The sequence below is a fragment of the Bradyrhizobium sp. Kon37 genome, assembly GCF_055807535.1.
In genome coordinates, this window is the sequence record NZ_JBVVOY010000044.1 from 21,234 (window position 1) to 28,117 (window position 6,884).

Annotated in this window: 5 protein-coding genes and 1 pseudogene; all 6 read right to left on the bottom strand. The window is 58.9% G+C overall.

The annotated features are described in order from the left end of the window. Positions 1-53 precede the first annotated feature (53 nt). A complete protein-coding gene (locus tag AC0L3J_RS36070) occupies positions 54-2,066 on the bottom strand; it encodes a carbamoyltransferase family protein (protein ID WP_473350257.1) in 2,013 nt (670 codons plus the stop codon). 197 nt (positions 2,067-2,263) lie between these two features. Continuing rightward, positions 2,264-3,052 (bottom strand): ABC transporter permease, encoded by a 789-nt coding sequence (locus AC0L3J_RS36075; RefSeq protein ID WP_231189075.1) that lies wholly within the window; start codon positions 3,050-3,052, stop codon positions 2,264-2,266. A gap of 3 nt (positions 3,053-3,055) precedes the next feature. After that, positions 3,056-3,970, bottom strand: a complete 915-nt coding sequence (gene nodI / locus AC0L3J_RS36080; RefSeq protein ID WP_473350258.1) for a nodulation factor ABC transporter ATP-binding protein NodI — start codon at positions 3,968-3,970, stop codon at positions 3,056-3,058. Positions 3,971-3,974: 4 nt separating this feature from the next. Then, positions 3,975-5,687 (bottom strand): nodulation protein NodU, encoded by a 1,713-nt coding sequence (gene nodU, locus AC0L3J_RS36085; protein ID WP_473350259.1) that lies wholly within the window; start codon positions 5,685-5,687, stop codon positions 3,975-3,977. An 11-nt stretch (positions 5,688-5,698) separates the two neighbouring features. Next, positions 5,699-6,328 carry a nodulation methyltransferase NodS gene (gene nodS / locus AC0L3J_RS36090; protein ID WP_204513566.1) on the bottom strand — a complete coding sequence of 210 codons (630 nt, stop codon included), beginning with the start codon at positions 6,326-6,328 and terminating at the stop codon, positions 5,699-5,701. Between the two features lie 22 nt (positions 6,329-6,350). Further along, positions 6,351-6,884: pseudogene (locus AC0L3J_RS36095) on the bottom strand (chitooligosaccharide synthase NodC); the annotation flags it as partial.

Below are 6,884 nucleotides of genomic sequence, written 5' to 3' on the forward strand. Positions count from 1 at the left end.
TGCACGGCACTGCGATTGGCAGGTCATGCTAGAGGTGTCACATTACGCACCTTTTACGACGGCCCAGTCTGTGACGGATGCAGCCGAATACGACGCTGATCCCACAGCCCGCGCAGTTCGTTCAGGAGAGCTTCGCGCCTAGTCCTGTCAGAGGTGACCCTGGCGAGAAGATCGGCCAGAACAGCTTCCTTCTCGATTTGCATCAGCATGTCGAACAGGTCATGCGAGACGCGTACGCTGTCATGGCTGGAGTGACCCATGCGGATCTCGCAGATTGTCTCCTGGCGGTCTCGGCCCGCATGAGCGCGAACCCGGTAAAGAGATACATGGGGCGGCAGTGATACAGCGAGTGCGGTCCAATTTTCGAGCGTTGTTGCCCGCTTTTTGATGAGGAATGACCCGACCACAAGGCCATCCAGCTCGGTCGACAAAAACGCCGTAATCGCATCGGCAACGGAATCTACGATCGGTTCGGCATTGTTGTTGAACGACGTATTAAGCAGAATCGGGACGCCCGTTCGAGCTTTGAACGCATTGATAAGTTCCCAATAGGCGGCATTGCTCGTGCGGGACACCGTTTGCAGTCGAGCCGTACCATCGATATGCGTGATCGCGCCCAGCAATGCACGCATGGATTCGCGCACGCGCACGACGAAATTCATGAAGGGATATTCTGCGCGACCATCCGGCAACTCAAAGAACGCGCCCGCATCCTCCTCGAGAACCGATGGCGCGAACGGTCGATAACTCTCGCGCTTCTTGACCATCGCATTGATCCGGTCCTTGTTTGCCGCGGGCCTCGGGTCCGCAAGAATGCTGCGGTTGCCGAGCGCCCGAGGGCCGAACTCGGACCGGCCCTGTACCCACCCGATCACAGCGCCATCAGCGATCCACTCGGCTGCTCTGGCTGCGACGTCAGCGGTCCGTTCAATCTCGAGGTGTCCGGCCCATCCCTTCAGTTCCTGTTCAATGCTGTCGTCGCTGCCGACATCGGGCCCCCAATAAACCGCCTGTAGTCGTTCGCGGGGCGGAGCCTGCCCGGCCTCCTTCGACACCATCAGCGCCGCACCCAATGCGCATCCGGCATCATGCGAGGCCGGCTGCACAAAAATCTCTTCGAATAGCCCTGAGTACAGCAGTTTTCCGTTTAGCGTGCAGTTGTGGGCTACCCCGCCAGCCAGGCACAACCGTTTCATTCCGGTCTGCTCACGATAATGCCGAAGAATGTGAAAGACGATCCGCTCCAGCGCCTCCTGCAATGAAGCGCTCACATCTCGGTGTTGTTGCGTGAACGGCATTCCCTTTCGCCGGACCTCGATATTGCGCAGCAATGCCGGGCCGACACGGTCGAGGTGAACGCGGTAGGCACCGTTGGGGGAGAGCTCATAAAATTGGGAGAAAAGCTCGCGATAGCGAGCGGGATCTCCATAAGGAGCCAATCCCATGACCTTATATTCGTCGAACAGGCCGTAGCCGAGGTATCGGATCGTTTCCAGATAGAACAGTCCGAGAGAGTTGGTCTCTGGAAACGTCATGAGCTCGGTCATTTCGGTGCCCGACCCCACCGCCAACAGACCCGAGAGGAAGTCGCCACAGCCGTCGATCGCGAGAACCAGGCTTTCTTCAAAACCGGACATTGCCAAAGCGCTTACGGCATGGGCCTGGTGATGGCCTATGAATGACACCCGCGAAGGGTCAACTTGGGTGCCGAACTCTGCCGCGAGAAGGTGCCGCAACAGGAGATTCGCATCCAGCGGAATTGAGATCTCAGGTTGTGAGATGAACAACCGTTCGAGCATCGAATTGCAGTAGGCTTCAGTCGCGTAGAACGCAATACGATCGACGTCGCGAAGCTCCACACCCGCGGCTGCTAGACAGTATTCAATCGCACTGCTCGGGAGCTTGTTCGAATGTTTGATGCGGTTGAGGCGCTCCTCTTCAACGGCGGCGATCACGCGACCGTCCTTGACGAGCACCGCGGCGCCGTCGTGCAGAAACGTGTTCGGTAGTTGCAGCGGGTTTTCATAGACCCTGTCACGCCCGCCACTCAATCCTAGACACAGCATCTTGTTCTCCGTTCATTTTGAGAGGCCTGTTGGCCTATTTCATATCGCTTGCTTGGCGAGTAGGCTGCACGTCGCCGCGGGGCCGCAGGCATCGCCAACGAAACGAGGCTCGTATAAGCGTCGGCCGCGAACCGAAAGTTCGTTACGTCCGTGTCTGATCTCGCACGCGCGACGCTTCGCTTTAGGTCTTGTTCCTCTCACCGCATCAGGCGTTGCCGAAGCAGCGCGGCCGAGACGATGAAGGGAATGGCTGCGTAGATGCACAGTGTGCCCACATGCAAACCGACGCTGTCGACCGGCCGACCGAGCATTGCTGGACGAATGAGATCGACCGAATGTGTCAGGGGCAACAAGGCCGCGATGCGTTGAAATGAACCTGGCAGCTGGCTGATTGGGAAGATCGCCCCGCTCAAATACATCATGGGCGTGAGGATAAGGGATTGGTAGAAGATGAAATAGTCGTGGCTCGGTGCAAGAGCGGAAACGACCATTGCGAGGCTCGCGAAAGCAACGCCAGTGAGGGCGATGGCTGGTAACGCATAGGGAATGGACGACCACTCTGCATACCCCAGCGCGACGGCAACAATCGTGATCGCGGTCCCGGCGAGCAAGGCCTTGCTTGCTGCCCATGCCACTTCACCTAGAACAATGTCGCCGAGCGTGAGAGGCGTACAGAGCACCGCCTCCCACGTGCAACCTGTCTGCATGCGAGCGTAAGCCCCATAGATGGTTTCAAAGGTTGAGGAGACCATTGCGCTTGTGGCGACCATGCCAGCCGCCAGAAACGCAATGTATGAAGTTCCCTCAACGCCACCTACGATCATTCCGAGGCCAAAGCCAAGACCGAACAGAGAGCTCATCGGCTCGGCCAGATTCCCAAGAATCGATGCCAGAGCGACTTTCCGCCAGACCAGAAAGTTGCGGCGCCATACCGCGATCCAGTTCCATGGATTAGCAGGGAGCGCGGGCGCAAAACGTTGCCACATCGTTCAGTCCTTCATCTCTCGCCCGGTTAGCCGCAAGAAGACATCCTCCAGATTTGGAGGTCGCTGCATAAGACGGAGATCCGGACGGTTGGCAAGCCGGCGACGCACCTGCTCGGGATCCGCGGCATAGCAAAACAGCGTCTCCCCGCTCACCTCAGCGTGCTGCACTTGGGTTCTGACCAGCGGCAGCAACTCATGCGGGTTACCACCGTAAATCTCGATCACCTGACACCCGATCTGCTGCTCGATCAGAGCATGAGGCTGCCCTTCGGCGATCTTGCGGCCGTGCTCAAGCACGCACAGGCGGTCGCACAATCGCTCCGCCTCTTCCATGAAATGGGTGGTGAGAAGAATCGTTTTGCCGCGCGCTAATAGCCAGCGCAAGCGTTCCCAGATGAGGTGCCGGCCGTGCGGATCGAGGCCAGTCGTCGGCTCGTCAAGCACCAAGAGCTGCGGGTCGTTAATGAGGGCACGTGCCAGCGTCAGTCGCCGCTTCATGCCGCCGGACAGTTCGGCGACGCGCGCGTCCGCCTTGTTCTCCAAGCGAGCGAATTCGAGCAGTGACGGCGTCACCGCTTTGACCTCGGTCGCGCTCATGCCGAAGTAGCGACCGAATACGAGCAAGTTTTCGCGCACGGTGAGCTGAAGATCGAGGTTATCGAACTGTGGGACAACCCCGATGCCCCGGCGCGCCAACGGCGCACGTGCCGGCACCGGCTCGCCAAGCACGTAGATCTTACCTGCGTCGGGCGATGCAACACCGAGGATCAATCGCGCAAGCGTGCTTTTACCCGCGCCGTTTGGTCCCAGCAGACCGAAGCACTCTCCTGGCGAGACCGTAAACGAAAGAGCGTCCACGACCGTCCGGTCCTTGTAGGACTTGCTCACCTCGAAAAGGTCGATTGCCGGGCTTGACATTTGCTTACGCGATCGCGACGGACGTTGTTCGCACCGCGTCCTTGGTCGCGTGCTTTTTCGTCCAAAGCAGGCCGTCACACCACACGTGATCGACGCGTCCCCACTGGCACGCGGCGGCAGCATCCGGGAAAAAGCCGCGTCCATGCAGATTGGCGCTGGTATTGCAAAGCAGCGGAATGGCTGTGAGCTTCTCGTACGCGATGAGAAGCTCGACCACTTCATGCTGAGATGTTCTGGAAACCGTCTGTAGGCGAGCAGATCCATCGAGATGCACGACGGCGGGAATTTTGTCCCGCCATTCCGGTCGCGTCTGGTGATCGAACAGCATGTACGGATCGGGTATTCCGGGGCTAAAAATCTCCGCCGCACGATCCTCCAGGCATATCGGCGCTACCGGCCTGAAATGCTCACGAAGCTTGACGTCGTTGAGATGATCTTTCATTCCCTCCCAGCTCGCAGCCGCGAGAATGCTTCTGCCACCCAACGCACGTGGTCCGAGCTCGGCACGCCCGGCAAGGAAGATCACGGGCTTGTCACTCGCGAGTATTGCCGCAAGTTCGCCCATAGTGCAGGGCGCGCCGTCCCATCCGGGCGGGACTTCGCTGGGACGAACGGCCGGTCCACTGTAGACCGTCCATTCCAGAGCTCTAAAGCCTTGCTGTGCCGCCAGTGCAGAGCAAGCAGCACCGATCGCTGAGCCGCTGTCGTTCGGAAAGGGCGGCACCCACACGTCATCGAACAGGCCGGTCGCACGAAATGCACTGTTCCACTTGATATTCAAGCCACAGCCGCCGGCTATGCAGAGGTTACGCACCCCCGCAAGATCCGAATGTCGCTGCACAACATCAGCAATTGTGCGAACCAGCAGGCGCTCTAGAAAGACGTGAAATGACGCAAGGATGTCTTCGGCCTGCTTGCCCTTCAATCGCAGTGCGCACGCATCGAAGAAGTCGTGCAGAGCTTCAAGTGGTGATAGTGAGCTGTTGATCTGTGCAAGCTCATGACAAGCGCCCTCAGCATCCGTGGCAAAGTGCGCCTGATAAAGCTCCTGAAACGTCGCAATAATCTCCTCGTCGGGAGCTCCCAGTGCGATATAGGCCATCAGCTTGCCGGCGATGCCGAGATCCCAGCTGGTCCGGTCTGCCCGCCTGTAAGGTCCAAAGTGATGTCCTGCCGTCGCATAGGCGTGGCCTATCATCGGAAACAGGCACTCGATGAACCGGATGCCGTGCGGCTCGACATAGTAGAGGCGCGGAAACATGCAGCCGTCCCACACCAAGCAGAAAGCAGATTGTGCGGATTTGGCAAACGAGCTGGTGCAGTATGCGGATGCTACGTGCCCGGTGACATGCGGATAGCTTTGATAGGGATATAGTTTCCCATCAAGCATAAGGCCGATGCGATCGCGGGACGCGAGGGGGCTATCGCCTTGGCGTTCGATATACGGCGCGCCCTTGAGCTTGACGGTCGTCGTCCCACTAAGAACTTCAAACTGGGATTCGAACTCGCCATCCCAACCATCAATGACGAACTGATCGACATCGCTCGGATCGAGCCCGTGCTCCGCCAAGGCGCTAACAACGGAATCCAGGTTTTCGATGGTTTGATAACGCGGATTATTGTTCAGCTTCTCCTGCTCGACGCAGAACACCACTCGCCCGTCCTCAATCAGAGCGACGGCCCCGTCATGCGTCAACTTGATACCGCAGATACGCATAGTGGCTCCTCTCAGCCTCGGCCGTTGGGTGGGATCGAAGATGGCTCCGGATTCCGAAAGCGGACCAAAAGGCAGTCTTCGTCAGCCGACTGCCCCTGGCACTGCACGCGTTCGACCTCAATGAGCGCTTCAGTCAAGATCGTGATGACCGTCTCGGCGCCAGCGACATGCCCCCACCGCTTGCAGGTCGCATCACGTGCAGATCCGAAGACCAGATGCCCACCCGGAGCAAGCATCTTGACCATGTTGTCGACTGCAGTACGCATTTGTGTCATGTCTTCGAGATAATAGAGAACTTCGGCGACCACGATCAGATCGAACCGCTCTGCGGCCGAGAACTGCAGAATGTCAGTCGCCGCCCAGCTGATATGCGACCACCTCTTGGTCCGCTGGACCGCTCGACCGATCGCTCGCGGCATAACATCGATGACCGTGAGCCGTTTGCAGTGAGGAGCAAGCTTCTCTGTAAACGCACCGGCCGCGCACCCGATTTCGAGGCCATTTGAGACGGCGCTGTTCGACAGCGACAGCCGCAGCAATTGGGTGTGACGCTCACGTTCGAACGGATTATCGTCGAGCCGCCACGGATCCTCATTAGACAGCTCCCGTTCCAACGATTGATATGTCTGATGCACGTTCACGACCTAATCTCCTACAAGCTGCTCACTCAGTCTCGGCCGCAATGCCATCCGGCGCGATCAGCTGTGATGGAGCGCGCGAAAGACCTGCCCTGCGAGTTGCGCCAGGCATTTCCAATCCGGGGTTAAGGCTTGGTCCAGTTGTCGCGTCTTCGGTCGAGGCCTTCGATTCATCAACGTCTGGTGATTTCGCTATTTTGCGCGAGAGCCAATCGCTGTTGCTCAAGGTACAGAGCGCATAGGCTTTCATCGGGAGCAGGAGGAAGATGTTGATCGGGGTGTGCAGCGAGAAGCCGAGAAATCGAAGCTCGCCGGCGCGCAGGGCTGCCACGCTGCATCGAATCATGGTCATCGCGACGATGGTCAGACCGGTCCACCAGGGCACGGAGCCCGTGAGCGCGAGCTGAGCGAGCGCGGCAATCGATGAGATGGCGAGCAGCAGCGGGCCGAGGTTCTGTCCAACCACGTCCAGCGTGAGGTAGCGGTCGAGGCCGGGCAGCAGGTGCAAACCGAGCAGGGTGTCGCGGTAGGTGCTGCGCGCCCAGCGGAGCTGTTGGCG